The 23,543-nt window shown below is 64.5% G+C and carries 24 protein-coding genes and 4 tRNA genes; 20 read left to right on the top strand and 8 right to left on the bottom strand.

Translation table 11 applies throughout. From position 1 onward, the window contains the following. The first annotated feature begins 46 nt into the window (after positions 1-46). The 3 genes from ACOZJV_RS21840 (at position 47) to ACOZJV_RS21830 (ending at position 3,599) form a co-directional block, all read left to right on the top strand. Positions 47-376 carry a cupin gene (locus ACOZJV_RS21840; RefSeq protein ID WP_201131966.1) on the top strand — a complete coding sequence of 110 codons (330 nt, stop codon included), beginning with the start codon at positions 47-49 and terminating at the stop codon, positions 374-376. Between the two features lie 105 nt (positions 377-481). Beyond that, positions 482-1,633 (top strand): TDT family transporter, encoded by a 1,152-nt coding sequence (locus ACOZJV_RS21835; protein WP_421548486.1) that lies wholly within the window; start codon positions 482-484, stop codon positions 1,631-1,633. 85 nt (positions 1,634-1,718) lie between these two features. Beyond that, complete coding sequence (locus tag ACOZJV_RS21830) at positions 1,719-3,599, top strand: MFS transporter (RefSeq protein ID WP_078470780.1); 1,881 nt, start codon at positions 1,719-1,721, stop codon at positions 3,597-3,599. A gap of 66 nt (positions 3,600-3,665) precedes the next feature. Here the strand turns inward: ACOZJV_RS21830 and sugE are convergent, their stop codons facing one another. The 3 genes from sugE to rdgC form a co-directional block, all read right to left on the bottom strand. Beyond that, positions 3,666-3,983, bottom strand: coding sequence for a quaternary ammonium compound efflux SMR transporter SugE (gene sugE / locus ACOZJV_RS21825; protein WP_020295580.1), 318 nt, complete (start codon positions 3,981-3,983; stop codon positions 3,666-3,668). A 117-nt stretch (positions 3,984-4,100) separates the two neighbouring features. Then, positions 4,101-5,066: a bile acid:sodium symporter family protein gene (locus ACOZJV_RS21820; protein ID WP_421548485.1), complete on the bottom strand. Its 966-nt coding sequence runs from the start codon at positions 5,064-5,066 to the stop codon at positions 4,101-4,103. Positions 5,067-5,173: 107 nt separating this feature from the next. Continuing rightward, entirely contained in the window at positions 5,174-6,094 is a 921-nt protein-coding gene (gene rdgC / locus ACOZJV_RS21815) for a recombination-associated protein RdgC (RefSeq protein WP_020295578.1), read from the bottom strand. A 160-nt stretch (positions 6,095-6,254) separates the two neighbouring features. On the opposite strand from rdgC, the gene ACOZJV_RS21810 reads away from it, so the two are divergent. From ACOZJV_RS21810 to ACOZJV_RS21795, 4 genes are all read left to right on the top strand, one after another. After that, positions 6,255-6,330, top strand: a tRNA-Val gene (locus ACOZJV_RS21810). 19 nt (positions 6,331-6,349) lie between these two features. Continuing rightward, a tRNA-Asp gene (locus ACOZJV_RS21805) sits at positions 6,350-6,426 on the top strand. A 187-nt stretch (positions 6,427-6,613) separates the two neighbouring features. Further along, positions 6,614-6,689: transfer RNA gene (locus ACOZJV_RS21800), tRNA-Val, on the top strand. Between the two features lie 19 nt (positions 6,690-6,708). Continuing rightward, positions 6,709-6,785: transfer RNA gene (locus ACOZJV_RS21795), tRNA-Asp, on the top strand. Positions 6,786-6,874: 89 nt separating this feature from the next. Here ACOZJV_RS21795 and tatC read toward each other — a convergent pair. Genes tatC through tatA form a run of 3 tightly spaced genes read right to left on the bottom strand, consistent with a single transcriptional unit; the run spans position 6,875 to position 8,162 of the window. After that, the gene (gene tatC / locus ACOZJV_RS21790; RefSeq protein WP_078470778.1) at positions 6,875-7,639 is read right to left on the bottom strand and encodes a twin-arginine translocase subunit TatC; all 765 of its coding nucleotides are present in this window, start codon (positions 7,637-7,639) and stop codon (positions 6,875-6,877) included. Next, complete coding sequence (gene tatB / locus ACOZJV_RS21785) at positions 7,636-7,944, bottom strand: Sec-independent protein translocase protein TatB (RefSeq protein ID WP_421548484.1); 309 nt, start codon at positions 7,942-7,944, stop codon at positions 7,636-7,638. Before tatB ends, tatC begins: the two co-directional genes overlap by 4 nt. Then, on the bottom strand, positions 7,944-8,162 hold the full coding sequence (tatA, locus tag ACOZJV_RS21780) for a twin-arginine translocase TatA/TatE family subunit (protein ID WP_020295575.1): 219 nt from the start codon (positions 8,160-8,162) through the stop codon (positions 7,944-7,946). The genes tatB and tatA overlap by 1 nt, the downstream gene beginning before the upstream one ends. Before the next feature lie 160 nt (positions 8,163-8,322). Between tatA and gspK the strand changes: the two genes are divergently transcribed. Further along, positions 8,323-9,288: a type II secretion system minor pseudopilin GspK gene (gene gspK, locus ACOZJV_RS21775; RefSeq protein WP_421548483.1), complete on the top strand. Its 966-nt coding sequence runs from the start codon at positions 8,323-8,325 to the stop codon at positions 9,286-9,288. Positions 9,289-9,343: 55 nt separating this feature from the next. Here gspK and ACOZJV_RS21770 read toward each other — a convergent pair whose 3' ends face one another. Next, entirely contained in the window at positions 9,344-11,377 is a 2,034-nt protein-coding gene (locus tag ACOZJV_RS21770) for a PhoX family protein (protein WP_421548482.1), read from the bottom strand. Between the two features lie 233 nt (positions 11,378-11,610). Between ACOZJV_RS21770 and ACOZJV_RS21765 the strand changes: the two genes are divergently transcribed. From ACOZJV_RS21765 to gspN, 12 genes are read left to right on the top strand one after another with little or no spacing between them, the layout of a single operon-like run. Next, entirely contained in the window at positions 11,611-13,263 is a 1,653-nt protein-coding gene (locus tag ACOZJV_RS21765; RefSeq protein ID WP_421548481.1) for a lipoprotein UxpA, read from the top strand. After that, positions 13,260-13,688, top strand: a complete 429-nt coding sequence (locus tag ACOZJV_RS21760; RefSeq protein ID WP_078470771.1) for a hypothetical protein — start codon at positions 13,260-13,262, stop codon at positions 13,686-13,688. The genes ACOZJV_RS21765 and ACOZJV_RS21760 overlap by 4 nt, the downstream gene beginning before the upstream one ends. Before the next feature lie 7 nt (positions 13,689-13,695). Then, positions 13,696-15,636, top strand: a complete 1,941-nt coding sequence (gene gspD, locus ACOZJV_RS21755; RefSeq protein WP_102047908.1) for a type II secretion system secretin GspD — start codon at positions 13,696-13,698, stop codon at positions 15,634-15,636. Positions 15,637-15,641: 5 nt separating this feature from the next. Then, positions 15,642-17,090 (top strand): GspE/PulE family protein, encoded by a 1,449-nt coding sequence (locus ACOZJV_RS21750; RefSeq protein ID WP_421548589.1) that lies wholly within the window; start codon positions 15,642-15,644, stop codon positions 17,088-17,090. Further along, a complete protein-coding gene (gene gspF / locus ACOZJV_RS21745) occupies positions 17,090-18,292 on the top strand; it encodes a type II secretion system inner membrane protein GspF (RefSeq protein ID WP_421548480.1) in 1,203 nt (400 codons plus the stop codon). The genes ACOZJV_RS21750 and gspF overlap by 1 nt, the downstream gene beginning before the upstream one ends. A 17-nt stretch (positions 18,293-18,309) precedes the next feature. Further along, on the top strand, positions 18,310-18,753 hold the full coding sequence (gene gspG / locus ACOZJV_RS21740) for a type II secretion system major pseudopilin GspG (RefSeq protein ID WP_020295567.1): 444 nt from the start codon (positions 18,310-18,312) through the stop codon (positions 18,751-18,753). A 2-nt stretch (positions 18,754-18,755) separates the two neighbouring features. Next, positions 18,756-19,205 (top strand): type II secretion system minor pseudopilin GspH, encoded by a 450-nt coding sequence (gene gspH, locus ACOZJV_RS21735; protein WP_201131959.1) that lies wholly within the window; start codon positions 18,756-18,758, stop codon positions 19,203-19,205. Further along, the gene (locus ACOZJV_RS21730; protein ID WP_201131958.1) at positions 19,202-19,567 is read left to right on the top strand and encodes a type II secretion system protein; all 366 of its coding nucleotides are present in this window, start codon (positions 19,202-19,204) and stop codon (positions 19,565-19,567) included. The genes gspH and ACOZJV_RS21730 overlap by 4 nt, the downstream gene beginning before the upstream one ends. Then, entirely contained in the window at positions 19,564-20,154 is a 591-nt protein-coding gene (locus tag ACOZJV_RS21725; protein WP_078470767.1) for a prepilin-type N-terminal cleavage/methylation domain-containing protein, read from the top strand. The genes ACOZJV_RS21730 and ACOZJV_RS21725 overlap by 4 nt, the downstream gene beginning before the upstream one ends. An 8-nt stretch (positions 20,155-20,162) precedes the next feature. Continuing rightward, complete coding sequence (locus ACOZJV_RS21720) at positions 20,163-21,284, top strand: type II secretion system protein GspL (RefSeq protein ID WP_421548479.1); 1,122 nt, start codon at positions 20,163-20,165, stop codon at positions 21,282-21,284. A gap of 8 nt (positions 21,285-21,292) precedes the next feature. Continuing rightward, a complete protein-coding gene (gspM, locus tag ACOZJV_RS21715; protein ID WP_421548478.1) occupies positions 21,293-21,718 on the top strand; it encodes a type II secretion system protein GspM in 426 nt (141 codons plus the stop codon). Beyond that, the gene (gene gspN, locus ACOZJV_RS21710; protein WP_421548477.1) at positions 21,715-22,386 is read left to right on the top strand and encodes a type II secretion system protein N; all 672 of its coding nucleotides are present in this window, start codon (positions 21,715-21,717) and stop codon (positions 22,384-22,386) included. The genes gspM and gspN overlap by 4 nt, the downstream gene beginning before the upstream one ends. 17 nt (positions 22,387-22,403) lie before the next feature. On the opposite strand, the gene ACOZJV_RS21705 is transcribed toward gspN, so the two are convergent. Beyond that, complete coding sequence (locus tag ACOZJV_RS21705) at positions 22,404-23,540, bottom strand: catalase family protein (protein WP_421548476.1); 1,137 nt, start codon at positions 23,538-23,540, stop codon at positions 22,404-22,406. Positions 23,541-23,543 lie beyond the last annotated feature (3 nt).

The raw sequence follows: 23,543 nt of genomic DNA, 5'->3' as shown, positions 1-23,543 counted from the left end.
GGGTTAGCCTTGGGTTCCTGAAGCGCCAGGGCGCATGGACCCCGTTATGGAGCAGCACGCCGTGACCAAGATTATTCGCAGCAAATCCTTCACCGGTGAGCGCGCCTGGGCGGCGCTGGATATCGCCTCCATGAACGGCATCACCACCCGCCTGCACTGGACCGACCAGCCCTATAAATGGCACATCAACGATGGCCAGGAAGTGTTTGTGGTGCTCGATGGCTGCGTGCAGATGCGTTACCGGGAGGCGGGCGTTGAAAAGGCGGTGCAGTTGGAGGTGGGCGATATCTTTTATGCGGATGTCGGCACCGAGCATGTGGCCCATCCACAAGGCGTGGCGCGAATCCTGGTGATCGAAAGCGAAGGCAGCGTCTGATATATATCTGCAAAGTAGATAACAGATAGAGAAATTACCCGTTATATAGATATTCGATTCGCTTCTATCATGGGCTCCACCTCATCAGAGGACAGGAGGCACGCCATGCAATGCTCTAAAACTCCCGCCAGCCAGCGCCGTCCGCTGAGCCAGTTGCAGCACCCACGGGAAGCCATTCGGCAATTCACCCCCAACTGGTTCGCCGCCACCATGGGCACCGGTGTCCTGGCGTTGGCCCTGGCCCAGTTGCCGCTGCAAGTCCCGGGTTTGCACCTGCTGGCCGAAGGCTTGTGGTGGTTCACCATTTTTCTGTTTCTGTTATTCAGCGCGGCCTATGCCGCGCGCTGGATTCTGTTTTTCGATGAAGCGCGGCGGATCTTCGGCCATTCCACGGTCTCGATGTTTTTCGGCACCATTCCCATGGGGCTGGCGACCATCATCAATGGCTTCCTGCTATTTGGCGTACCGCGCTGGGGCCAGGGCGTGGTGTCGCTGGCCGAGGTCTTGTGGTGGCTGGATGTGGCTCTGTCGCTGGCCTGCGGGGTGTTGATCCCCTACATGATGTTCACCCGCCAGGAGCACAGCATCGATCAGATGACGGCCGTCTGGCTGTTGCCGGTGGTGGCCGCGGAAGTAGCGGCGGCCAGTGGCGGCCTGCTTGCACCCCATCTGCTGGAGGCGCATTCGCAGTGGGTAGTGCTGGTGACCAGTTACGTGCTGTGGGCGTTTTCGTTGCCCGTGGCCTTCAGCATCCTGACCATCCTCATGCTGCGCATGGCCTTGCACAAATTGCCTCACGAGAGCATGGCTGCCTCGAGCTGGCTGGCCCTCGGACCGATCGGCACCGGGGCCCTGGGCATGTTGCTGCTGGGGAGCGACGCGCCAGCGATCTTCGCCGCCAATGGCTTGCCAGGCATCGGCGAAATCGCAGCCGGGCTGGGGCTGGTCGCCGGGGTCACGCTGTGGGGCTTCGGCTTGTGGTGGATGTTGATGGCAGTCTTGATCACCCGGCGCTACCTGCGTGCTGGCATCCCGTTCAACCTCGGGTGGTGGGGCTTTACCTTTCCCTTGGGGGTGTACGCGCTGGCCACCCTGAAATTGGCGAGCACCTTGAACCTGACCTTCTTCAGTATCTTTGGCAGCGTGCTGGTGCTGGCACTGGCGATCATGTGGCTGATCGTGGCCAAGCGCACCGTGCAAGGCGCCTATAAAGGCGAGCTGTTTGTTTCGCCCTGCATCGCAGGATTAGCGAAATAATTGCTCAGGATTAGGTAAGGTTGTGGCCTGGATCAAAGATCGACATTCCAATAACCAGCATCCACGCCACTCAGGGACATGGAAGATGAGTCACCCTTCGCAGTTCACCTTGCTCCGCAAGCGGCGCTTCTTGCCGTTTTTCATCACGCAGTCCCTTGGTGCATTCAACGACAACATCTTCAAGCAGTCGCTGATTCTTGCCATTCTCTACAAGCTGACCATCGAGGGCGATCGCTCGGTCTGGGTCAACCTGTGTGCCTTGTTGTTCATTCTGCCGTTCTTCCTGTTTTCGGCGCTGGCCGGGCAGTTTGGCGAAAAGTTCGCCAAGGACTCGCTGATCCGTCTGATCAAACTGGGTGAAATCGCGATCATGGTGGTCGGCGCCGTGGGCTTTGCCTTCGATCATCTGTCGCTGATGCTGGTGGCGCTGTTCGCCATGGGCACTCACTCGGCGCTGTTCGGTCCGGTGAAGTATTCGATCCTGCCCCAGGCCCTGCGTGAAGAAGAGCTGGTGGGGGGCAACGGCCTGGTGGAAATGGGCACCTTCCTGGCGATCCTGGCCGGGACCATCGGCGCCGGGATCATGATGTCCTCGGCGCACTACGCACCCATCGTCTCCACGGCCATGATCGGCGTCGCGGTCCTGGGGTATCTGGCCAGTCGCAGCATTCCACGGGCCGCTGCGTCCAGCCCGGAAATGCGCCTGAACTGGAATATCTTCAGCCAGTCCTGGGCCACCCTGCGCCTAGGCCTGGGGCAGACGCCGGCAGTGTCGCGCTCGATTGTCGGCAACTCCTGGTTCTGGTTTGTCGGGGCGATCTACCTGACGCAGATTCCGGCCTACGCCAAGGAGTGGATGCACGGCGATGAGACCGTGGTCACGCTGATCCTGACCGTGTTCTCGGTGGGTATCGCGCTCGGTTCCATGCTGTGCGAGAAGCTGTCCGGGCGCAAAGTCGAGATCGGCCTGGTGCCTTTCGGCTCCCTGGGCTTGACGATTTTCGGCCTGTTGCTGTGGTGGCATTCGGGGGGCATTCCACTGAGCGCCAACCCTGAAGGGCACAGCTGGCTGGCGGTGCTCGGGTTTGGCCAGAGCTGGTGGGTGTTGCTCGATATCCTCGGGCTCGGTGTGTTCGGTGGCTTCTATATCGTGCCGCTGTACGCCTTGATCCAGTCGCGCACGCCGGAGAAGGAACGGGCGCGGGTGATTGCCGCCAACAATATTCTCAATGCCTTGTTCATGGTGGTCTCGGCGCTGGTCTCCATCGTGTTGCTGAGTGTGGCCAAGCTGTCGATCCCGCATTTGTTCCTGGTGGTGTCGCTGCTGAACATTCTGGTCAACGGCTACATCTTCAAGATCGTGCCCGAGTTCAGCATGCGCTTCATGATCTGGCTGCTGAGCCACTCGATGTACCGCGTCGAACATCGCAACCTGGACTTGATCCCCGACGAAGGCGCCGCCCTGCTGGTGTGCAACCACGTCTCGTTCGTCGATGCCTTGTTGATCGGCGGTGCGGTGCGTCGGCCGATTCGCTTTGTGATGTATTACAAAATCTACAACCTGCCGGTGCTGAACTTTATCTTCCGCACGGCCGGGACCATTCCCATCGCCGGGCGTCACGAAGACCTGCAGATTTACGAAAAGGCCTTCAAAAGGATTGCCCAGTACCTGAAGGACGGTGAGTTGGTGTGCATCTTCCCGGAAGGCAAACTGACCGCCGATGGCGAGCTCAATGAGTTCAAGGGTGGCTTGACGCGGATTCTGCAGGAGACTCCGGTGCCCGTGATTCCGTTGGCGCTGCAAGGATTATGGGGCAGCTTCTTCAGCCGCGATCCGGGCAAGGGGCTGTTTCGCCGGCTCTGGTCGCACGTGACCCTGGTGGCCGGTCCGCCGGTGGCGGTGGAGGCCGCTGAGCCGGCCCACTTGCAGACGCTGGTGGGGCAGTTGCGCGGCAGCGTGCGCTAGTTTCAGCCAGGCAAAAAAACGCCCGCATGATTGCGGGCGTTTTTATTGGCATCGGATTTCTTGCCGTCAGCTGGCGCTGACCTTCAGACCGACCAGCCCGGCGATGATCAGGCCGACACTCAGCAGTCGGACCAGGGCCATGGATTCACCAAACAGAATGATCCCGGCGATCACCGTGCCGACTGCGCCGACCCCGGTCCAGATCGCATAGGCGGTGCCCAGGGGCAACTCCTTCATGGCCAGGCCCAGCAGGCCCAGGCTGATGGCCATGGCGATCACGGTCAGGGCGGTGGGCAGCGGGCGGCTGAAGCCGTCGGTGTATTTCAGGCCGACGGCCCAGCCAACTTCAAACAGGCCGGCAAAAAACAGAATGATCCAGGACATGAACACCTCCATCGATTGATGGGGCCGTCCCCAGATTGATAACTCGATCGAGCCGCGAGGTCGTCCCCGCGATGCGCAGTATAGTGCCCACTAATAAACCCTCGATCAAGCCCGCGCTTACTCGGCTGTGGGTTGCGTGGCCTGCTTGCGGTCTTCCTTTTCACTCATGCGGCGGAAATAGGTCGAGAGCAGCGCTCCGGAAATATTGTGCCAGACACTGAACAGCGCGCTGGGCACTGCCGCCAGGGGTGAAAAGTGCGCGCTGGCCAGCGCCGCGCCCAGGCCGGAGTTCTGCATGCCGACTTCCAGTGCCAGGGATTTACGCTGGGCCAGCGGCAGTTTGAACAGCTTGCCGGTGAAGTAGCCCAGCAGGTAGCCGAAACTGTTGTGCAGCATGACCACGGCCATGATCAGCAGACCCGATTCGGCGATCTTCGCCTGACTGGCGGCGACCACGGCGGTCACGATGATCACGATGCTGACCACTGACACCAGGGGCAATACCTCCACCGCGTGCCGCACCCGATCACCCAGCAGGCGCTGGGCCGCCACGCCCAGCACGATCGGCAGCAACACCACCTGCAGGATCGACCAGAACAGCTCCATGAACGAAACCGGCAGCCAGGCTGAAGCCAGTAGCCAGATCAGCGCCGGGGTCAGCACCGGGGCGAGGAGGGTGGTGACGGCGGCGATGGCCACGGACAACGCCAGGTCGCCCCGTGCCAGCCAGGTCATTACGTTGGATGAGGTGCCGCTCGGGCAGCAGCCCACCAGGATCACCCCGACCGCGATTTCCGCGGGCAGATGGAACACCTGGCACAGCAGCCAGGCCACCCCCGGCATGATCACGAAATGCGCGACCACCCCCAGCGCCACCCGCCATGGATGGCGAGCGACCTCAGCGAAGTCATCGAGCTTCAGGGTCAGGCCCATGCCGAACATCACCAGGCCCAGCAGCGGCACGATGGCGCCCTTGAGGCCGATGAACCAGCCGGGTTGCAGGAACGCCACCACGGCGAAAATCAGCACCCAGTAAGCGAAGGTATTGCCGACAAAACGACTCAATGCAGCCAGTGCACGCATGGCCTGTTCCTTATTATGTGAAAACGCCACCCAGGCGGTGGCGTCTATAAACAGTGGCTGGCTTGGCTGCGGCGTTGCGGCTGCGGCCAGGCCGGGTCCCGCAAGGGTCAGATGCCTTGGGGTATTTCTTCGCCACCCAATGCTTCGACCAGTGCCGGCAGGAATTCGCCGAAGGTCAGCATCATCAGGGTGAAGCTGGCGTCCAGCTGGCCGAGGGCTTCTTCGCCGCCGTCCTGTTCCGCCTGGTCTTGCAGCAGGTCTTCGAACTTCAGGCGCTTGACGGTCATTTTGTCGTCGAGCATGAAGGACAGCTTGTCCTGCCAGGCCAGGGACAGCTGGGTGACCACTTTGCCAGTGCTCAGGTGCAGCTGGATCTCTTCGCTGGTCAAGTCCTGGCGTTTGCAGCGCACGATGCCGCCATCTTCATGGGTGTCGCGCAGCTCGCACTCGTCGAGCACGAAGAAGTCGGCCGCGGTTTCCTGGGTCTTGACCCAGTCGGTCATGATCGCGGTCGGTGCAGTCTTGACGGTCAGCGGACGTACCGGCAGGGTGCCGAGCACTTCGCGCAGGGTGGAGAGCAGGTCTTCAGCGCGTTTCGGGCTGGCCGAGTTGACCAGGATCAGGCCCTGTTTCGGCGCGATGGCGGCAAAGGTCGAGGAACGACGAATAAAGGCGCGGGGCAGGAAGGCCTGGATGATTTCATCCTTGATCTGGTCGCGCTCCTTTTTATAGACCTTGCGCATTTGTTCGGCTTCGATCTCTTCGACCTTTTCCTTCAGGGCGTCGCGTACGACGCTGCCAGGCAGGATGCGTTCTTCCTTGCGCGCGGCAACCAGCAGGAAATCCTGGCTGACGTGGACCAGGGGCGCATCTTCGCCTTTGCCGAACGGCGCGACGAAACCGTAGGTGGTCAACTCCTGGCTTGCACATGGACGCGCCAGTTTGGTGGCCAGTGCGGTTTCCAGCGCCTCAGCATCAAAGGGCAGATCTTGGGTCAGGCGATAGATAAGCAGGTTTTTGAACCACATGGGGTGAATCTCTCCTTTATACAAAGGAGGGCATTATTCTCTTCGCGGCTGCTCAGGCCAACCCTTCGCTAAGCCTTTGGAAGGCATGAAAAAATTATTATAAAAAGTGCTTGCCAGAGTTCGGGTCGCTCCGTAGAATGCGCGCCACACCGAAAGTGAAGGGTGATTAGCTCAGCTGGGAGAGCATCTGCCTTACAAGCAGAGGGTCGGCGGTTCGATCCCGTCATCACCCACCATTCGCTTCAAGTGTTACGCGCAGCGGTAGTTCAGTCGGTTAGAATACCGGCCTGTCACGCCGGGGGTCGCGGGTTCGAGTCCCGTCCGCTGCGCCATATTCGGTTACCTGGAACGCTGAACGCCAGGTCACCACGGAAAGCCCGCTAACGCGGGTTTTTTTGTGCCTGTATTTTGCGGGTGCCCGTTGTCTTGCAATTATTTCTGCTTTTTTTAATAAATTGTTTATTTAAATCAGCACGTTATGAATTTTTGTGAGAGAATGCGCCCCGCAACGAAGGTAAAGGGTGATTAGCTCAGCTGGGAGAGCATCTGCCTTACAAGCAGAGGGTCGGCGGTTCGATCCCGTCATCACCCACCACTTACTTTCAACGCTACGCGCAGCGGTAGTTCAGTCGGTTAGAATACCGGCCTGTCACGCCGGGGGTCGCGGGTTCGAGTCCCGTCCGCTGCGCCATTATTCAGTTTCCAAGCCCCTTGAACGCTTGGAAGCGCCAAAGAAAGCGACCTTAGGGTCGCTTTTTTTGTGCCCGGATTTTGCCCTGCTCAACCTACTGCGTGAGATGACGACTCGTCGGTGCGCGGCTTGCTCACCGAGCGGCTGGCCAGCAGGCCCACCTCGAACAGCATCCACATCGGCACCGCCAGCATGGTTTGCGAAAACACGTCTGGCGGGGTCAGCAGCATGCCGACCACAAAGCAGCCGACGATCACGTAGGGCCGACTTTTTTGCAGGGTCTGCACGTCGGTGATGCCGGCCCAGATCACCAAGAAGGTCGCCACCGGAATTTCAAAGGCCAGGCCGAACGCCAGCAGCAGCGCGAGAATGAAATCCAGGTACAGCGCGATGTCGGTCATCATTGCCACGCCGTCCGGTGTGACGCTGGTAAAGAAGCCGAACATCATCGGGAACACCAGGAAAAACGCAAACGCCATGCCGCCGTAAAACAGCAGCACGCTGACGGCCAGCAACCACGCGGCAATCCGCCGTTCCTGGCGATACACCGCCGGTGCGATCAACCCCCAAACCTGATGCAGCAGCAGCGGCATGCTGATGAACAGGGCAATCATCATCGTCAGCTTGAGCGGTGCCAGGAACGGTGAGGTCACGCCGGTGGCGATCATGCTGGCGCCGGCGGGCAGGAATTCGCGCAGCGGCTGCGAGACGAAGCTGTACAGGGTCTGGGCGAAGGGAAACAAGGCGCAGAACACCAGGGTGATGGCCAGGGCGCAACGCAGCAGGCGCGAGCGCAATTGAGTCAGGTGCCCGGTCACCGACAGGCGTCGAGCAGGCAAGGGCAAGTCGTTCATGGGGTGGGGTGTCCTGATGGGGTGCCGCTCTCGGGTTGCGGCGCCCCCGGGGGCGGGGCCTCCAGGCGGATGCCGTCGCGCAGTTGCTGTTCCAGTTGCCGCAGAGGCGCCTGGTCGAGGCCCTGGAGCATGTGCTCGTTATCCAGCTCCTGGGTCACCTGGGCCTTGAGCGTATTCATCGCGCGTTTGGCCCGGCCCAGCCACAAGCCGGCGTTGCGCGCAGCAACCGGCAAGCGTTCCGGGCCCAGCACCAAGAGAGCCACCAGGCCGACCAGCAGCAGTTCGCTGAAGCCGATATCGAACATCAGTGTTTGCTGTCTGCAGATCGATTGTGCGCGGCGTCCACCTCAAGCCCGGTTTTTGCCGGGTCCTGCTGGGCACCGGGCTCGTTGCCCATCGATGAGCGGAACCCCTTGATCGCCTCGCCCACATCGCTGCCCAGCCCTTTCAAGCGTTTGGTGCCGAACAGCATCATCACGATCAGCAGCACGATGACCAGTTGCCAAATCCCTATACCACCCATATCGACGCTCCAAGCCATTGATTTGAGATATAAAGGCGCAGTTTGCCGAGGCTTTGTGACGCTGCGGTGACGTTTTCGGGGGATTTGTGTGAGCCTGCCACCTGGCTGAAACATCCACTGTGTTGACTGTCGCCTGTTGTTCAACAAAGGCGGCGTGGCGATGTTCGGAAAGCGGCAGCAAGGGGCAGCGTTGTTGATGGTCCTGGTGGCCCTGGCAATGCTGGCGGGGGGCATGGCGTGGATGGTCGAGCAGGGGCGGCAGGAGGTCGACAGCGTGCGGCTGATCCAGCAACGGGTGCAGGCGCGGGCTATCGAGCGGGCGGCGCTGGCCTTCACCGAGCAGGCGCTGCAGGACCCGTTATGGCGCGCCAGCCCGCTGTTCTGGCAGGCCCTGCGCGGGCAGCCCCTGAGCTATGACTTCAAGGGCGGCAAGGCGAGCATTCGGATTCGCGACCTGCACAGCTGTTTCAACGTCAACGCGCTGATTGGCCCCGAAGCCGAGCGTGCGCAACGCCAGCTGGTGCAGTTGCTGGGCGCCGACATGGCCGCCGAACGCCTGGCGCAGACCCTGGCCGACTGGCTCGACGCCGACCAGCAGACGCGCCTGCAGGGTGCGGAAAGCAACGAATACCTGCGCCAGTTGCCGCCGCGCCTGGCGGCCAATCAGTTGATGGGCGATATCAGCGAGTTGAACCTGCTGCTGGCCGCCGATGCCGGTCGGGCCCTGCGCTACCCGCAATTGTGCGCCCTGGCCGAAACTTCGGGCTGGCGCCTGAACGCCAATGCCTTGAGCCTGGATATGCTGCCGCTGCTGGATGCGCTGTATGAGGGCGAGGTGTCGCGCTCGCTGCTGACTCGCCTGGTCAGTGCACGCCCTGCCGGGGGCTATCGCGATGCCGGCGATCTGCGCCAGGCCCTGGGAGCGCTGGATGACCCGACGTTCGAGCGGATCAGTGAAGGCTTGCAGCTCAATGGCGATCACTTTCTGCTGCAACTGGAGATCGATCTGGACGGCCAGCTGTTTCGCAGCCAATACCGGGTCGAAGCCCAGGGCGTGGTCAAGTGGCATGCCAGGGTGCCGGCCCAGGGCATGCTGCTGCGCTCGCGCGAACCGCTGCCTTTATAGGGCAGACGGCAAAAGCCCCGAACCAGTCGGGGCTTTTGTGGTGGCGGGGCGGTTGTCAGATCGCCAGTTCACCGTCATCGCTGCGCTGGATCACCACCGTGGATGCGCGTGGGCGCACAGTGCCGACCGTGACATCGGTGGCCACATCGGTGGACGGCCAGTTGCCCGGGTGCTGGATATTGACGAACACGGTTTTGTTGTCGGGGGTGAAGGTCACGCCGGTCACTTCGCAGCCGTTGGGCCCGACGAAGAAGCGCCGCAGGTCGACCTGGTTCTGGGCGTTGACCGGCACCTGTTTGCCCTGGGCATCGACCAGGTTGGTGGGGATCACCACCAGCATCTGATCGTTGGTGTAGCTGGTGAGGGTGGATTCGCCGTTGTCGGTCTGGATCCACATCACCCCACGGCTGTCGAAGCTCATGCCGTCCGGGCTGGCGAACTGGTTGAGTACGGTCAGGCCGGAGCGGTTGATGTCCGGGGTGCCGGCGGCGTTGGCGCCGAAGACAAAGATGTCCCAGGTGAAGGCGATCTGATTGTCGGCGTCGTGCCAGCGAATGATGTGCCCGTGCTTGTTGTTGACGCGCGGGTTGGCGGCGTTGGCCACGGTGCGGCTGGTGTTGTTGGTGAGCGTCAGGTAGACGTCGCCATTGAGCGGGTTGACCGAGGTCCATTCCGGGCGGTCCATGGGCGTGGCACCCACGGCGTCGGCGGCGCCCCGAGTGTTGAGGATGATCCCCGGCAGGTCGGTGAATTTCGCCCCCAGGGTGCTGCCGTCGGTGGTGGCGCTGGCCACGTCGAGCAGCAGCCAGTCGCCGCTGCCATCGGCGTTGAAGCGCGCCACGTACAGCTTGCCGCTGTCCATGTACTTGGTGCCGGTGGCCAGGCGATCGCTGGGGTTGGCGTCGGCCGGGTCCCACAGGGCGGTGGAGACGAACTTGTACAGGTACTCGTTCTGCGAGTCGTCGCCGCTGTAGAACACCACCGGTTTGCCGGCGGTGGTCAGGCCCGGCCAGCAGCCTTCATGGCGGAACCGGCCGAGGGCGGTGCGTTTCACCGCGCGGGTGGCGGAGTTGTAGGGGTCGATCTCGACGATATAGCCATAGGTGCTGGCTTCGTTGCGGTAGTCGTCGGTGGCGGTGGCGCCAGTGGGGGTCACGTTGAAACGGCTGAACTCTTCGGCCACTTCGCTCGGGTCGCCGGCGGCGGTTTCCCAGCGATAGTTGCCGTTGGTGGTGCCGACGCCGATCCGCACCTGGTCTGCCGGTCGCGCGCCGCTTTTATTGATGAAGATCCCTGGCCAGTTTTCCTCGCAGGTGAGGTAGGTGCCCCACGGCGTGTAGCCGTTGCCGCAGTTGTTGTTGGTGCCGCGGGTCTGGGTGCCGGTGGGCGAGAACTTGGTCTTGACGTGGTCGGTGCCTTTCATCGGGCCTGACAGGTCCATCACCGTGGCGGTGGTGAAGCGGCGGTTCAGCGGGTCGTTTTCAATCACCTGCCAGCGGCCGCTGATCTTGGTCACGCGCATCACGCCGGCGCCGTGGGCGTTGATTTCCTTGCGCACTTCCTCGACCGGGCGAATGCCGCCGATCAGGGTGGCGCCGGCCGGGTGCAGGGCGGCCTGGTCGATGTATTCGTGGTTGATGGCGATCAGGCCGTCGGTGGAGCTGCCATTGATCGGGAAGAACCGCATGCCGTCGTGGTGCATGCCCACCGAGTTGGCCTGGTCGGTCGAGGTGTTGCTGCCGTCGCTTTTCCAGGCGGCGGCGGTGCTGTTCAACGGCGTGCCCCAGGGCGCCAGGACATGGGCGGTGTAGCCGGCGGCCACGGTGCAGGCGTCGATCAGGGAGCCGGGGATCGAGTTGAAGCCCAGTTTCAGTGCTGGCTTGGTGGTCGGTGGCGGCGTGCTGTCGTTGTCTGAGCCGCTGTCGCTGTCAAAGCAGCCGGTCAGGCCGGTGCCGGCAATCATGGCGATCGCGGCGCCGAGCCCGCCACGTACCACGCTGCGACGGCTGAGGTAGGTAGTGAGTACCGATTCCATCGGCTCGTTGAGGCTCAGATTGCGATTCTGGTTGTCGCCAGTCTCTCGACTCATTTCATCAGGTCCTTTGTAGATCACGGTTGGTTTGAAAGGAACCGGGACTGTAAGAGCCGAGTGTGATGATTCTTTGGCGGTTTTGTTAAAAACGGATTTAACCTGCTTTCTTTTATTTCCTTTTGTTACAAGGCCGCAGATTTCAGCCCTGTTAAAAAACTGACATTAAACCGTCATTAATTGCCCGCCACTATGCCGCCCCTGTGAAGAGTTAGCCTCAGGGTGAGAGAACAATGGCTTCAATGGTGCGGCGCGATGTATTGGGATGGATGACGCTCGGGGCCTGTGCGCCCTGGCTCGCCGGCTGCTCCAGCCTGGGGGCTGCGGCGGGGCCGAGCGACAGCCAGCCGGTGGATCTGTTGTATGTCGCCGATACCCTCGACGCCCGCCAGCCGGGTCGCCCGGTGGTGCCCGCCACTCGCCTGGGGCCGGCGACACGTATCGGCCAGGCACCCTGGATCACCGGGGCCAATGCCCGTTCTGCCCAAGCCGGCGGCAGCCCGCTCGATGGCCTGCTTGATGCGGCCTTGAGCGATGGCGTGGAAACCGGCGGCTACGCGGTGCTCGGTGCGCTGCTGCAACGCTTGCGTGAGGAGTCCGGCCACGGCAACAGCCTGACCCTGGAAAACGGCCAGTGCTGGAACGGCAGTGGCCTGGCCTACCTGACCCGCGGGGTCTCCGGAGTCCAGGGCAGCGCCTTGCTTGGCAGCGAAGTGCGAGTCAGCAGCGATGAACGTGTGCTCTGGCCGGACCAATGCCAAGGGCTGTACCACCAGTTCGGCCATCCGGTACTGGGCGCCGGGCTGGCCAGCGACAGCGCGCAACGCCTGGCCACCCCCGGCATGAGTGTGTTCCGCCGTGGCGGCGTGCGCATCGCCGTGGTCGGGATCACCGATCCCTATGCCCGGGATCAGAAAGCTTCCCTCAAGCAATGGCTGCACAGTCTGCAGCCGGTGCTGACTCAGGCCCGGGCCGAAGCCGACCTGGTGGTGGCCCTGGTCGATGTCGGCACTGGTCCGGGGTTCTGGCTGGCCGAGCGCCTGAGCCAGGTCGATCTGGTGCTCTGTGCCCGGGGTCAGGACCTGTGGCCGCAACCGGTGGAAATCCTGCAAGGCTCCGGCAAACGGGTCCCGGTGCTGCTGGGCGGGGCCCGGGCCAGCGGCGCGTTTCGTATCCGGTGCCAGGCCCAGGCCGGGCAGTGGCGGTTTGAAGCGCGCTTCTACCCGGCCTTCAACAATGCCCTGGACGCTGGCGGACAAGCCCATGCCCAACGCCTGCGCCAAAGCCTGCAACAACAGCGGGCGGCCCACGCCGGCTGGCTCGATCAACCCTTGGCCCGGGCCCCGGAAAACCTCTGGCGCCGCGATGTGCGCGGCGGCAGTTGGGACCGCCTGTTGCACCAGGCACTGGCGAGCCAGCCCGACAGCGCGGTGCTGCTGCCGGGGTTGCGCTACGACAGCCCCCTGGCGCGGGGCCAGATGATTACCCGCGAACACCTGATCAGCCTGAGTGGCAGCTACCCGGCGCCGGTGGTCGACGTGCCGGCGCAGCAGGTACGCCAGGTGCTGGAGAACGCGGCCGAGCAACTGTTTGGCGAGCCGTTGCTGCTGGATAACAGCCAGGATCTGCCGCGCTGGCTTGGCCAGCCCTGGCAGGTCACTTACAGCCCCAGCGGCAAGCGGGTCAGCGAGTTTGCCGAACCGCTCGGCCAATGCCGGACCTTCGGCCTGGGCTTTGACGCCGAGGCCGGGCAACCGCTGTGGCAGCACCTGGAAGGCTGGTTGCGCGAGCGGCCGGCGGATTGGCAACTGGCGCCGCTGCAACTGCCGCACGTGCGTTACGTGCAGGGTCACCCCGGGTGGCACCCACGGAGCCTGATCAGTTGAGCCGTGCCGGCGGCCTGTTCAACCTGGTGCTGGTGACCCTGCTGGCCTGGCTGGCGGCGCGCTGCGTGCTGCAACTCTGGCACGGCGCCGCGCAACCGCCGCCGCAGTATCCGCAACCGGCTCCGGTGGCCGACCTGCTCCAGCGGCATTGGGCACCGCGCCAGGCGCCAGGCAGCGACTTGCCGCTGACCACGCTCAAGGTCGATTACCTGGGCAGCCTCAAGGCCAGCCAGTTGCGCGCCACGGTGGTGGTGCTGCGTTACCAGCAACAAGAACGGACGTTGACCCTCGGTCAGCGCCTGGCCCCGGGCATCGTCTTGCACGACATCGATGAGCGCGGGCTGATTTTCGACAATCAAGGGCAGCACGAACGCCTGCCGTGGCCGCCCCGGCGGCCGGTGATCGGCCTCACGCGCCAGGAATGAACCGACTATGCACATGATCAATAAATGCCTGGGCCTGACGGCCTTGTGCCTGAGCTTGAGTTTTATTCCGGCCGGCGCCGAAGAAGAGGAGGCCTTGTATGAGGTCAACTTCATCGACACCGAGCTGACCGACTTTATCGACAGCGTGTCGCGCATCACCAGCACCACCTTCATCATCGACCCCCGGGTCAAGGGCAAGGTCACGGTGCGCAGCATCGAGATGCTTGGCAGCGAAGAGATCTACGACATCTTTCTCGCCCAACTGCGGGCCCAGGGGTTTGCCGCGGTCGACCTGCCCAATGGCAGCGTGAAGATCGTGCCCGACCAGGCGGCGCGCCTGGAGCCGGTGCCGGTGGAGTCCTCGCGCCAGGACCCGCAAGTCAATGACGGCATGGCGACCCGGGTGTTCAGCGTGCGCAACGCCGCCAGCGAGCAGATGCTGAACATCCTCAAGCCGCTGATCGACCCCCGGGTCGGGGTGATTACCCCCTATCCCTCGGCCAACCTGTTGGTGATCACCGACTGGCGCAGCAACCTGGACCGCATCGACAGCCTGCTGTTGCAGCTCGACCAGGTCAGCCAGGAACCCCTGGAGGTGTTGCCCCTGGTCAACGCCAGCGCCAACGACACCGCGCAGTTGATGACCCGCCTGCTGGCCCGGGAACAGGGCGCCGACAGCGCGCAAGTGATTGCCGACCCACGCAGCAACGCGTTGCTGGTGCGCGGCAGTGCCGATAGCCGGCAGCGGGTGCGGACCCTGCTCAAGCAGCTGGACCAACCCCAGAGCGCGCTGCGCAGTTCCAACACCGTCGTGATGTACCTGCGCCACGCCAATGCGGCCGAGGTGGTCAAGGTGCTGCGCGGCCTGACCCAGGACACGGCGGCCGGCGCGCCACCGGCCGAAGGCGAGCAGAAGCAGGTGGCGGTCAGCACCTCGGGGATCCGCATGGAGTCGGAGGAGGGCACCAACGCCGTGGTGATGGTGGGTCCGGACAGTGAAATCGCCGCCTACCGCACCATCGTCGAACAGCTGGATATCCGCCGCGCCCAGGTGGTGGTCGAAGCGATCATTGCCGAAGTCTCCGACACTCGTGCCCAGGAGCTGGGGGTGCAGTGGCTGTTTATGGGCGACTCCTTCGGCGGCGGTGCGGTCAACTTCACCGGCAGCGGCGCCAGCATCACCAGCCTGGCGGCCGCCGCCTCCAGCAACGACACCGCCGGCCTGGGCAAGCTCCTGGCGAATGTCCCGGGGGTGACTGCCGGGGTCGGCAACCTGAGCGGTGGCGGGCTGAATTTCCTGGCCCTGCTCAATGCGCTGAAAAGCGAAAGCGGCTTCAACCTGCTGTCGACTCCGACCCTGCTCACCCTGGACAACGCCGAGGCGTCGATCCTGGTGGGTCAGGAAGTGCCCTTCGTCACCGGCTCGGTCACGCAAAACAACACCAACCCCTACCAGACCATCGAGCGCAAGGAAGTGGGGATCAAGCTGCGGATCAAACCGCAGATCAATATCGACAACACCGTGCGCCTGGACATCGTCCAGGAAGTGTCTTCGATTGCCGACAGTGCCGGCGCCAGCGATGTCATCACCAACAAGCGCGAGATCAAGACCAAGGTCATGGTCGAGGACAACGGCCTGGTGGTGCTCGGCGGGCTGATCGGCGACGAAGCCAAATCCGGCGACCAGCGCGTGCCCTGGCTCGGCGATATTCCGGGCTTGGGCCGGCTGTTCCGCTCCACCTCCAGCCAGCGCACCAAGCAGAACCTGATGGTGTTTATCCGCCCGCGAATCATGCGTGATGGTGAGACCCTGGCCCAACTCAGCAGCGAAAAATACCGCAACCTCAAGGTCAACACCTCCCTGGCCTTGCCGGCGCTTTCGCAGAGCAATGCCTTGCTGCAGTTGTTCCCCGCCAGCCGCGAGCGCCTGGATGCCGGCACATGGTAAGCAGCCTGTTGCCCTATCGGCTGGCACGCCAGGCCGGCCTGGCGCGGGTGCCGGGCCAGGATGGCTGGAGCCTTTTGCTGCGCGAGGATGTCGACACCGATGCCTTGCAGGAAGTGTTGCGGGTCCATGGCCTGCCGTTGGCGGTCGAGCACCTGGACCCGACCCAGTACGAAGTGCGCCTGGGCAGCCTGTACCAGGCCGGGGAGTCGGCCACTGCGGCCTTGATCGAAGGGATTGGCGAGCAGGTTGACCTCGACAGCCTGATCAGCGAGTTGCCGCGGATCGAGGACCTGCTCGAAAGCGACAACGAAGCGCCGGTGATCCGCCTGATCAACGGGTTGTTCGCCGAGGGCCTGCGTTTGCGGGCGTCGGATATCCATATCGAAACCTTCGAGCAGAGCCTGGTGGTGCGGCTGCGGGTCGATGGCCATTTGCGTGAGATCCTGCGTCCGCCCAGGGCCCTGTCGGCGATGCTGGTGTCGCGGATCAAGGTCATGGCACGCCTGGATATCGCCGAAAAACGCCAGCCCCAGGACGGGCGCATCACCCTGCGCTCGGGCGGTCGCGAGGTGGATATCCGGGTCTCGACTTTGCCCGGCATCCACGGCGAACGGGTGGTGATGCGGGTGCTCGACAAGCAGGCCAACCTGCTGGACCTGAACAACCTGGGCATGCCGGCCGAGGTCGAGCAGGCGCTGCGTGCCTGCCTGTCGCGGCCCAACGGCATTCTGCTCAGCACCGGGCCCACCGGCTCGGGCAAGACCACCACCCTCTATGCCAGCCTCAATGCGCTGAACGACGGTTCGTGCAACATCCTCACCGTCGAAGACCCGGTGGAATACGCGATCACCGGCATCGGCCAGACCGCGATCAACCCGCGGGCCGGCATGACCTTCGCCAGTGGCCTGCGGGCGATTCTGCGCCAGGACCCGGACGTGATCATGCTCGGTGAAATTCGCGACCAGGAGACCGCGCAGATCGCGGTGCAGGCCAGCCTGACCGGGCACCTGGTGCTGTCGACCCTGCACACTAACAGCGCGGTGGGCGCCGTGACCCGCTTGCGCGACATGGGCATCGAACCCTTTCTGATTGCCTCCAGCCTCAAGGGCGTCATGGCCCAGCGCCTGGTGCGGCGCTTGTGCCATTGCGCCACCCCCTTGCCGTTGCAGGCTGCCGAGCGCCAGCTGTGGCCGGAACTGGCGCAGCTGGAGCAGAGCTTTCACCCTCAGGGCTGCGAAGACTGCCAGGGCAGCGGCTACAACGGACGCATCGGGCTCTACGAATTCATCACTTTGGATGCCGGGCTGATCAGCCTGCTGTACGACGGCGCCAGCGAAATGGCCATGCACGACTACCTGGCGGACAAGCGCCAGAGTCTCACGGCCATGGCCACCGAATGCCTGCGCCTGGGCCAGACCAGCCTCGAGCAAGTACTGCGCGCGGTGCGTGACTGATGCCGACGTATCGCTACCAGGCCCTGGACCTGCTCGGGCGCAGCCGCAAAGCCAGCATCCAGGCAGAGAGCGAGCGCCATGCCCGGCAGTTGCTGCGCGAGCAGGGCTTGTTCGCCCGCGACTTGCAGGTGCAGCGCGGGAGCCTGTCGAGCCCGCGCGGGCAACGCTTGAACCATGGGCAACTGTGCGAGCTGACGCGGCAGTTGGCGACCTTGCTCAGTGCCGGCATTCCCCTGGTGGATGCCCTGGCGACCCTGGAGCGCCAGCTTGCGGAACCGGCGATTCGCAACCTGCTGGTGGCGGTGCGCGGTGCCTTGGGCGAAGGCCTGAGCCTGGCCCAGAGCCTGCGGCGCCAGGGCGGGCAGTTCAACACCCTGTATTGCGCACTGGTCGAGGCCGGCGAGCGCTCCGGCAAATTGGCCCCGGTGCTGGAGCGGCTGGCCGAGCACCTGGAGCAGGTGCAGAAGCAACGGCACAAGGCCCGCACCGCCCTGGTGTACCCGGCGGTGCTGATCCTGGTGTCGCTGGCGGTGGTGATCGGCCTCATGACCTTTGTGGTGCCCAAACTCACCGAGCAGTTCAGCCATACCGGGCAGAGCCTGCCCCTGATTACCCGAGTGCTGATCGGCGCCAGCGAAGGCCTGGTGCTGCTCGGCCCCTGGTTGTTGGCCCTGGCGTTGGTGCTGGGGCTGGGCGCCCGATTGTTGCTGCGCCAGGCGCCGTGGCGCTTGCGCCGCGACCGCCTGGCATTGCGCCTGCCACGGGTCGGGGCGCTGTTGTCGGTGCTGGAAAGCGCTCGGGTCTCGCGCAGCCTGGCGATTTTGCTGGGCAGCGGTGTGCCGTTGCTCGAATCCCTGGAAGTGGCGACCGCCACCGTGGGTAACCGGCAGATTCACCAGGCTCTGGAAACCGTGCGCGAGCAGGTCGAAGGCGGCGTGACCCTGTACCGGGCGCTGAGCGCCAGTGGGTATTTCCCGCCGATGCTGCTGAACATGGTGGCCAGCGGCGAGGCCAGCGGCACCTTGCCCGACATGCTCGAACGGGTTGCCGACAACCAGGAGCGCGGTTTTGCGCGGCAGGTCGACCTGCTGCTGGCGCTGTTCGAACCGCTGATGATTCTGCTGATGGGGGCGGTGGTGTTGTTCATCGTGCTGGCGGTGCTGCTGCCGATCATGCAGCTCAACCAAGGCCTTACTTTCTGAAAAAGGAGATCCATGCCATGCCTGGCAATCGTGTGTTCAAGCGCCGCGAGCGCGGTTTCACCCTGATGGAAATCATGGTGGTGATTTTTATCATCGGCCTGCTGATCGCGGTGGTCGCCCCCAGCGTCCTGGGCAGCCAGGACAAAGCCATGCGCCAGAAAGTCCTGGCGGACCTGGCGACCCTCGAGCAGGCCCTGGACATGTACCGCCTGGACAACCTGCGCTTCCCCAGTTCCGAGCAGGGGCTGCTGGCCCTGACCAGCAAGCCGAGCGTGGAGCCGTTGCCCCGCAGCTGGCGCGCCGATGGCTATATCCGGCGCCTGCCCCAGGACCCATGGGGCAACGCCTACCGCTACCGCACCCCGGGCCAGCATGGTCGGGTGGATGTGTTCTCCCTGGGTGCCGACGGCCAGGAAGGGGGCGAGGGCACCGACGCCGACATTGGTAGCTGGGACCTCTAGGCATGCCGCGCTGCGACGGTTTCTCGCTCCTGGAAATGCTGGTGGTCTTGCTGATCGTCGGGTTGTTCAGCGCCCTCGGCGTGGCTGCGCTGGATGCCGGCCAGGCCCCGATGCGCCAGGCTCTGGCGCAATTGGCCAATGACGCCCGGACCCAAGCCGCCCAGGCCCGGCATGGCGGACAACTGCTGGGCTTGCGCTGGAACGGCCGGCAGCCGGAGTTCGTGCGCTGGCAGGTGGCGCAGGGCCGGGGAGCCTGGCGCGTCGAGGGTGCACGCTCCACGCCCTGGCCGGCCCAGTTGCAGCCCGACTGGCCTCGCAGCGCCGAGCCGCAGGTGATTTTCACCCCCTCCGGACTGGCCCGCCCCGTGGCCTTGACCTGGCGCTGGCCCGAGGGCAGCCAGCGCTGGCAATGGCGCGCCGACAACACCCTGGAGATTGCGATCCAGCCATGAAGCGCCAACGAGGTTTTACCTTGCTCGAAGTCACAGTCGCCCTGGGGATCGCCGCACTGATGGCGGTGATGGTCAGCCAGCTGTTGCGCCAGCGCATCGCCACCCACCAGGCGGTGGCGCAACACCGTGTCGGCAGTTTGTGCGCCCGGGAGCTGGAGGCGCGCTTTGGCGTGGAACGCTACTGGCCGCAGATCAACGCGGTGAGTGGCGAACTGCGCCAGGGCCACACCACCTGTCACTGGCAATTGGCGCTGGGCAACACCGGGGTCAACCGCCTGCGGCGCGGGGAGCTGACGCTGTTCGCCGACCCCGAGCAGCGCCAGCCCCTGGGCCGGTTCAGCCTGTTTCTGGTGCGCCCATGAGGGCGGCGCAGCGCGGCCTGACCCTGATCGAGTTGCTGGTGGCGATGGCCTTGACTGCGGTGCTCGGGGTGCTGCTGGCGGCCCTGGTCAATGGCTGGATCAAGGTTCGCGAGCGCCTTGAAGAGCCTGGCAGCGAGCCCCGGGTGCTGGAATTCTGCCTGGCCCTGGAGCGGCGTTTCGATGCCCTGGTGCTGCGTCAGTTGTATGAACAGCGTCTGCCACTGGGGCTGACCTGGCTGGATTGGCAACCCGGGCTCGGCCACTTGCAGTGGGTAGCACTGGGCGCCTGGCCAGCGGCTGACGCCACATCCCGGGTGCAGCGCCAGCGCCTGGTGTTCGACCCCCGGCAACGGCGCCTGAATCTCCTGACTTCGGCCGACCTTTACGCGGCCGGCATGCCGCGCTGGGAGTTGCGTGAGTCGCTGGAAAACATCGACCGGGCCACCTTCAGTTTTTATCAGGGCACGCGCTGGCTGGCCTTTCCTTCCACCGTTGCCGCCCAGCCCAACCGTGGCGTGCGGATCGAGTTCGAGCACCAAGGAGCGCCTTATGTCTGTACCTTCGCCTTGCCCGACACCCAGCCATGAGTCGCAGCATGTTTGAGCGTCTGCGGGCCAAGCCGCGACAGTGGCTGCTGGTGCGGCCGCCGACCGGCGCCGACGCTGGCTGGCAATGGCTGCACTACGCCGCGCAGCAGCCTCGATCCAGCGGTGACTGGCCGCCGCCGGCCGCCTATCTGGAGCTGCCCGGGGCCTTGATCATTCCAGCGCTCGATTGCAGCCATTTCTGCCTGCCGGCGCCCCCGGGGCTCAAGCGCCATGAGTGGCCGCAATTGTTCGAAGACTATGGGCAACAGCCTGCCGAGCAGTTGCTGGTCAGTTGTCTGTCCCGGGATTGCGGGCACCTCGAGCTGCTGGTGATGCAGCGCCAGCAGGTGCAGCAGTGGCTGGCCGAATGTGCGGCGCTGGGGGTGCAGATCACCCAGGGCTGGGCCGAGCTGCAATTGTTGCCGCAGCCCGAACCCGGGCACGGCGTGTGTTGGCAGCGCGAGCAGTTGCTGTGCCTCAAGCGCGGTGGCCAGGCGCAGCCCGGGCAGTGGCTGGTGTGGCCACAGGTGCTGGGCGCTACTTTGCCGCAGGCCTGGCGTGAGTTGCCCGTGGAGCAGATTGCAGGCACCTGGCCCTCGCGACTGGCAGCGCTGGAGCAGGTGCCCGGGGTGCTGGAGGGCGCGCGTCCGCAGCCTGGCCGCGGGCGTCGCTCTCTGCAATTGACCGGGTTGCAGCGCCGCTTGCTGCTTGCTTGCGCGTTGCTGGCGGTCTGCTGGGGTGCGGTTTATCTGCTGCAGACCTGGCAGCAGCTCGCTGACTGGAAGGCTCAGGTCAAGGCCGTGGCCGGGCCGTCCAGCAGCCCGCTCCAGGCGCGGGGGGCGCTCGCTCGGTTGCAGAACCAGGACACCGACTGGCGGGTGCGTCAGCAGCAGATCGTCACCCTGGAGCAGGCACTGTCGGCCTGGTTGCAACAACAGCCGGGCTGGTCGGTATCGAGCAATCATTTTGACGGCCGGCTCTGGCGCGTGGGCCTCAGTGGCAGCGGGGTGCGGCCCGAGCCGGCTGAGTGGCAGGCGATGGCCCAGGCAGCCGGGGCGCAATGGCGTGCCGAGCCCCAGGGCCCTGGCGCTGACCTGCAGTTGAGCTTTGATCTGGGGGAACAGCCATGAGCGTACGGATGCTTGCGTACCTGGACAGCTTCAAGCAATTGGCCCCGGCCCGGCGTTATGGCGTGCTGGTCGGCTGGGCCCTGGTGCTGCTGTTGTTGCTGGTGCTCTTGACCCGGCCCCTGCTGGCGGCCTGGCAAGAGGCGCGCCAGTGGCAGGCTCTGGCCCAGCAGGCGCGCACCCTGGCGCCGCGCCCGGTGTTTTCCAATGAACACTGGCAGGCCCTGGCCGCCTCGCGGCAGTGGGTCCTGACCCATGTCGAACGCCAGGGCGAACGCTGGCAGTTGCAGGGTGAACTGCCCGGTCCCCAAGCCTTGCAGCAGTTGCTGCGCACGGTGCAGGAACAGGGCGGGCGCCCGATGCAGTGGCGCCTGGAGCGTGGCGCGCAAGGCTACGCCTTCAGCCTGGAGCTGGCCGCCGGGGTTGAGGGGGCATGAGCCGCCACATCGCCTGGGGCGTTCTGGTGTTTGCCTTGACCCTGTTGCTGGAACTGCCGGCAGCCTTTGTCGCCCGCCAGGTGCCTTGGCCAGCGCAATGGCAGCCCGACGGAGTCTCGGGCAGTGTGTGGCAGGGCCGGGCGACCCGGTTCGCAAGCCTGGGGCCGCTGGAGTGGGAGGTCCGACCCTGGGCGCGGGAGGTGCGGTTGAACCTGGGGTTTCAACAACGGTTCTGGGAGGGCTCGGTCCGCGGCTGGCCTTGGAACTGGCAGGTGCAGTTGGCACCGCGTGCGGCCAGCGCGATGCCCACGACGGCATGGGTGCTGGACGGGCGCTGGCAGGGGCGGCTCCAGGTCAATGGCGCCGGGCATCGTTGTCGCAGCGCTGAAGGTGAATTACTGGGCAGCGAGCTCGCGCTGCTGAGCCCATGGCAGATCAACCTGGGCAGCACCCGGATCGAACTGCAATGCCGGGATGGGCTGCAACTGTTGGCAGACTTGCAGCTGCCTGGGGAACACGGTTTCAAGGTCGAGGCCGACCTGCAACGCCAGCGCGTGCAGGTGGACGGGCGGGTTGAACCGGACGCCGCCGTCATCCCGCTGCTGGTTCAGGCGCGCTGGCTGCAACCCTCGGCGCAGACCTTCAGCAAGGTCCTGGGTAAACCCTGAGGGCTGCGCGGCGCTGATCACTGCTCGGCGTTGCGGCTGTGGCGGTAGTCGCTGACGGCTTCATACACCGCTTTGCGCAGGCGGTTGATGCCGCCAATCGGGCGATGTTCTTCCAGGCCGAACCAGGGGTTGAAGGACTGGTTGTCGCAGGCCAGGTTCTGCGCCGGGGTATCGAAATCCTGGGGCGCAATCCTGACCCGGGCCACGGTCTCGAACGGGGCATCGCTTTCGCGCCACTCGATACTGGTGTCTTCCAGCGGCATGTATTTGCTCGGGTCCTGGCGCTGGATCTGCAACACGAAGCAGGCCGCCACCCGGTCGGTGGACAGTTGCTGGGTCAGGGCGCTGCGCAGGAAGTTGGGCAGGTCCTGATTCTGCGCCGGCAGCTCGTAGCTCGGGCAACTCGCCGGATCCGGCGCGACCCGGAATTTGGCGTTGGCGCTGCCGAACTTGTAGGGCGATACCGAGAAGTAGGTGGTCTGGGTCGGGCTGGTAGGCGCGGGCGACAGGGTAGCCAGGGCGATAAACAGATGACGCACCTGCCAACTGCGCGGATCCCAGCCGGGGAAGAACGCCAGGACCTTCTTGCCGTCCGCCTGGGCCGCGACGTTCTGCGCGTATTCCGCCACATCGCTGACGAAGAAGTTGGGATGGTTGAACATCACAAAATCTTGTTCGGTGCGCAGCGGTTGGTCCTTGAGCAGTTGTGGCCCCGCCACGTCGAGTAGCTTGATTGCCATGCCCCGTGCATCGCGGATGCTGTCGAACTGCGGGTAGGCATTGCCGTTGGATAAGCGGATGTTCGCTTGCCAGGTCTTGCCCGGCTCGGCGAAGACCCCTTGGCGCAACTCGGGGGCCAGTTGCTCCAGCACCTGGACCTCGGCCTTGACGCAGCCGTGGGCCTTGGCGTGGGCATCGCGCAGGTAGCGAGTGCCTTCGCGGTGCTGGTCGACGATGCGCACGGCGGTCTGGATGATGCCCTGGGTCATGGCCGCCTCGCCCGGCGGAATCTGCTCCTGGGCCGAGACCGCGCCGCTGTGGTGCCAGGCGAACCAGGCGCTGGACAGGGCCCAACCGAGCAGTCCCAGGCCCAGCAGCCAGAGTAGAGTCTTGCCCAGCAGGGCACCGACGCGTAGCCAGAGGGTTATCAGCATGGG

Source organism: Pseudomonas sp. QD4 (assembly GCF_049199125.1).
Taxonomy (GTDB): Bacteria; Pseudomonadota; Gammaproteobacteria; order Pseudomonadales; family Pseudomonadaceae; genus Aquipseudomonas.
Note: the sequence above shows the minus strand (reverse complement) of the source record. Positions and strands in the feature narration are given on the sequence as shown.

What these genes read in the sequence shown, in the direction of transcription:
- ACOZJV_RS21840 (WP_201131966.1), top strand. Translation starts at nt 47, where the DNA reads ATGGAGCAGCACGCCGTGACCAAGATTATTCGCAGCAAATCCTTCACC.
- ACOZJV_RS21835 (WP_421548486.1), top strand. Translation starts at nt 482, where the DNA reads ATGCAATGCTCTAAAACTCCCGCCAGCCAGCGCCGTCCGCTGAGCCAG.
- ACOZJV_RS21830 (WP_078470780.1), top strand. Translation starts at nt 1,719, where the DNA reads ATGAGTCACCCTTCGCAGTTCACCTTGCTCCGCAAGCGGCGCTTCTTG.
- sugE (WP_020295580.1), bottom strand. Translation starts at nt 3,983, where the DNA reads ATGTCCTGGATCATTCTGTTTTTTGCCGGCCTGTTTGAAGTTGGCTGG.
- ACOZJV_RS21820 (WP_421548485.1), bottom strand. Translation starts at nt 5,066, where the DNA reads ATGCGTGCACTGGCTGCATTGAGTCGTTTTGTCGGCAATACCTTCGCT.
- rdgC (WP_020295578.1), bottom strand. Translation starts at nt 6,094, where the DNA reads ATGTGGTTCAAAAACCTGCTTATCTATCGCCTGACCCAAGATCTGCCC.
- tatC (WP_078470778.1), bottom strand. Translation starts at nt 7,639, where the DNA reads ATGAACGACTTGCCCTTGCCTGCTCGACGCCTGTCGGTGACCGGGCAC.
- tatB (WP_421548484.1), bottom strand. Translation starts at nt 7,944, where the DNA reads ATGTTCGATATCGGCTTCAGCGAACTGCTGCTGGTCGGCCTGGTGGCT.
- tatA (WP_020295575.1), bottom strand. Translation starts at nt 8,162, where the DNA reads ATGGGTGGTATAGGGATTTGGCAACTGGTCATCGTGCTGCTGATCGTG.
- gspK (WP_421548483.1), top strand. Translation starts at nt 8,323, where the DNA reads ATGTTCGGAAAGCGGCAGCAAGGGGCAGCGTTGTTGATGGTCCTGGTG.
- ACOZJV_RS21770 (WP_421548482.1), bottom strand. Translation starts at nt 11,377, where the DNA reads ATGAGTCGAGAGACTGGCGACAACCAGAATCGCAATCTGAGCCTCAAC.
- ACOZJV_RS21765 (WP_421548481.1), top strand. Translation starts at nt 11,611, where the DNA reads ATGGCTTCAATGGTGCGGCGCGATGTATTGGGATGGATGACGCTCGGG.
- gspD (WP_102047908.1), top strand. Translation starts at nt 13,696, where the DNA reads ATGCACATGATCAATAAATGCCTGGGCCTGACGGCCTTGTGCCTGAGC.
- gspF (WP_421548480.1), top strand. Translation starts at nt 17,090, where the DNA reads ATGCCGACGTATCGCTACCAGGCCCTGGACCTGCTCGGGCGCAGCCGC.
- gspG (WP_020295567.1), top strand. Translation starts at nt 18,310, where the DNA reads ATGCCTGGCAATCGTGTGTTCAAGCGCCGCGAGCGCGGTTTCACCCTG.
- gspH (WP_201131959.1), top strand. Translation starts at nt 18,756, where the DNA reads ATGCCGCGCTGCGACGGTTTCTCGCTCCTGGAAATGCTGGTGGTCTTG.
- ACOZJV_RS21730 (WP_201131958.1), top strand. Translation starts at nt 19,202, where the DNA reads ATGAAGCGCCAACGAGGTTTTACCTTGCTCGAAGTCACAGTCGCCCTG.
- ACOZJV_RS21725 (WP_078470767.1), top strand. Translation starts at nt 19,564, where the DNA reads ATGAGGGCGGCGCAGCGCGGCCTGACCCTGATCGAGTTGCTGGTGGCG.
- ACOZJV_RS21720 (WP_421548479.1), top strand. Translation starts at nt 20,163, where the DNA reads ATGTTTGAGCGTCTGCGGGCCAAGCCGCGACAGTGGCTGCTGGTGCGG.
- gspM (WP_421548478.1), top strand. Translation starts at nt 21,293, where the DNA reads ATGCTTGCGTACCTGGACAGCTTCAAGCAATTGGCCCCGGCCCGGCGT.
- gspN (WP_421548477.1), top strand. Translation starts at nt 21,715, where the DNA reads ATGAGCCGCCACATCGCCTGGGGCGTTCTGGTGTTTGCCTTGACCCTG.
- ACOZJV_RS21705 (WP_421548476.1), bottom strand. Translation starts at nt 23,540, where the DNA reads ATGCTGATAACCCTCTGGCTACGCGTCGGTGCCCTGCTGGGCAAGACT.